This is a genomic window from Caldisericia bacterium (assembly GCA_021158845.1).
Lineage (GTDB): Bacteria > Caldisericota > Caldisericia > B22-G15 > B22-G15 > B22-G15.
In genome coordinates this window covers 1-2,863 of sequence record JAGGSY010000169.1, presented here as the reverse complement: position 1 = coordinate 2,863, position 2,863 = coordinate 1, and the positions used below count along the sequence as shown (strand labels likewise).

The following is a 2,863-nucleotide window of genomic DNA, read 5'->3' as shown; positions in this document are numbered from 1 at the left end:
CAGAAATGTCAAGTGGTGGTTGACAAAATTGTAATAAAAATGTCAACAGGTAGTGGACATATTGATAAATTTCATTTACTTTGTATAATAAAGTATAATGAGATACAAAGTTAATGAACTGGACAATGTGATTCATGAAAGGAGTAGACTTCTAATTCTAACTCTTCTTTTAAAGGAGGGGAAGTTGAGTTTTTCAGAACTTAAGGAGAGGTTAAACTTAACTGATGGAAATCTTATATCTCATCTTCGTATTCTTGAAGATAATGAACTTATCAATGTTGAGAAGAAATTTGTAAAGAGAAAACCAAAAACATTTTACTCTCTATCAGAGAAAGGAAGGAAGAAATTTATGGATTACCTTGAGAAAATTAAGGATTCTTTTAATTGATATATTCAATGAGGAGGTTTCTGATGAAGAATAAGGAAGAGATTAAAAAGATCATGGAGACTATAGATGTATTGAAGATTCTGCTTATGGAGGGAGAAAGGGAAAGAGGAATTTTTGGTAAAGGGATGTTCTATTGGGGAATTATAAATGGTTTTATCTTTTTGTATTACTATTTAAAGTCAAACATCTTTGGAGAACTTTTCTGGTTCTATCTTCTATATATAGGGTTTTTTGTATCAACCGTGGAGGCAATGGGTCTACTAAGAGGAATCTTATATTGGGGGAGTTCTTTGATAATTTTAATGCTTCTATTTAATCTTACGAAGAATTGGTTGCTCTTTATAACTCTTTTACTCGTTTCTGCCTTTTTTGGCTATTACTATGCAGTTATTCTTCACTCAAAGAAGAGAGGGAAAGAGAGGGCAGCCCTTTTTAAACTTCCACTGGGCAATAAAATTGCAATTTTCTGGCTTGTAATGATGTGTGGTGTCGGACTACTTGTTGGGGTATTTGAAGCAAAGTTGGGAGCATCTTTAGTTAATTTTGATTACAATTTCCTCTTTGTTGTTCTCTTGGGTTTTGGTATAAGTGTTGGTTTGTTTGTCTCTGGATTAATAGATAAAGGATTCCTCATTATTGGTGTTATATCCACGTTTGGAATTCCTGTATTATCCCTTATTAATGTTAATCTCGGATATGTAATGGCTTCAGGTGTGTCCTTCATCTCGTCTATTTATGGAGGTTATCTGTATTTAAAGAGCGGTAAAGGGAGGTCATATCCCTGATCTCCCTAATTTTATCTTTTAGAAGGACTTTAAAGGAGGTTGAATAAAATGGCAGTTATTGAGGTTGATGGGCTTAAAAAGTTTTATGGAGAGGTTAAGGCAGTTGATGGTGTAAGTTTTGAGGTCTTTGAGGGAGAGATATTTGGAATGGTTGGTCCAAATGGAGCAGGAAAGACAACAACAATTGAGTGTATTGAGGGGTTGAGGAAACCAGATGCTGGAAATATAGTAGTTCTTGGGCTGAATCCGTATAAGGAGAGGGAGAAGTTATACAAAAGGATTGGTGTGCAACTTCAGGAGACAAATTATGATCCAAGAGTCAAGGTTTGGGAGATATGTGAACTCTTTTCCTCATTTTATAAAAATCCCATTCCCTACAACTCCCTTCTTGAGAGATTTAATTTACTAAAAAAGAGAAATTCATTTGTTTCAAAGTTATCTGGAGGGCAGAGACAGAAACTTTCCATTATCCTCGCTTTAATTCCAGATCCAGAGATAGTTTTCCTTGATGAGCTTACAACAGGTCTTGATCCAAAGGCAAGAAGAGATATGTGGGAGTTTGTTAAAAACTTCAAAGAGGAGGGAAGAACAGTTTTCTTAACCACACATTACATGGAGGAGGCGGAGTATCTTTGTGATAGAGTGTTGATAATGGATGGCGGAAGGATAGTTGCCCTGGATACACCAGAGAATCTAATCAAGAATAGTGGTATTGAAAACAGGATAATATTTGAGGGAGATGGTGTGAATATTGAAAAGTTAAAAGAGGTAAAAGGAGTGATTGATGTGAAGAAGATAGAGAGAAAAATTATAGTTTATGGTAGAGGAGAAAATTTTGTTCAGAGTGTAATCTCTTTTCTGAACAAGGAGGGAGTTTCCTATAATAATCTTAATATCAAGAATCCGAATCTTGAGGATGTGTTTCTTAAGTTAACTGGGCATGAGTTTGAGGAGGGGAAAGATGAAGGCAGTATTTGAACTAACGAAGATTCAATTTAAGGTGACATTAAGAAATTTCATGGTTACATTCTTTTCCATCGTTTTTCCAACACTTATGCTTCTTATGTTTGGGGGTATATATGGAAACAAACCAACCCCATTCTTTGGTGGTTATGGGACTATTGATGTCATGCTTCCTTCCTATATTGGAATAACCATTGCAGTTACAGGTTTTATGAATCTTCCCTTAACAATTTCAGAGTACAGAGAAAGGAAGATCCTAAAGAGATTAAGAGCAACACCTATAAAGACCTATTACATAATCATTTCACAGATTATTTCAAATTTTATTATGGTGCTCTTTGGTCTCCTTGTTTTAGTAATTGTTGGAAAGATTGTTTTTAATGTGCACTATCTTGCAAATGGCCCATCCTTCATACTGTTCCTTCTCCTCTCCATATTCAGTATGTTCTCTATTGGATTTCTTATTGCAAGTGTAGCAAAGAATGCAAGTTCCGCCACCGCCATCGCAAATCTTGTATATTTTCCCATGTTATTTCTAACAGGTGCAACAATACCAATTGAGACATTTCCAAAGTTTATGGTTAAAATATCAAAATTTCTCCCATTAACCTATGTGGTTCATCTGTTAAAGAATACATGGCTTGGAACAGGTGCTTCTGTAAGAACAGACATCATTGTCCTTCTCTCTGTGATGATAGTTTCCTTTATAGTATCTCTTATAACATTT

General features: G+C 35.0%; 4 protein-coding genes. All 4 read left to right on the top strand.

Annotated elements, in window-relative coordinates; all coding sequences use genetic code 11:
- Nucleotides 1-97: 97 nt before the first annotated feature.
- A complete protein-coding gene (locus tag J7J33_06145; GenBank protein ID MCD6168860.1) occupies nucleotides 98-388 on the top strand; it encodes a transcriptional regulator in 291 nt (96 codons plus the stop codon).
- Nucleotides 389-411: 23 nt separating this feature from the next.
- A complete protein-coding gene (locus J7J33_06140; protein ID MCD6168859.1) occupies nucleotides 412-1,173 on the top strand; it encodes a hypothetical protein in 762 nt (253 codons plus the stop codon).
- Between the two features lie 48 nt (nucleotides 1,174-1,221).
- Complete coding sequence (locus J7J33_06135; GenBank protein ID MCD6168858.1) at nucleotides 1,222-2,151, top strand: ABC transporter ATP-binding protein; 930 nt, start codon at nucleotides 1,222-1,224, stop codon at nucleotides 2,149-2,151.
- The coding region (locus J7J33_06130; GenBank protein ID MCD6168857.1) for an ABC transporter permease at nucleotides 2,135-2,863 on the top strand (729 nt) is incomplete at its 3' end. The genes J7J33_06135 and J7J33_06130, both read left to right, overlap by 17 nt.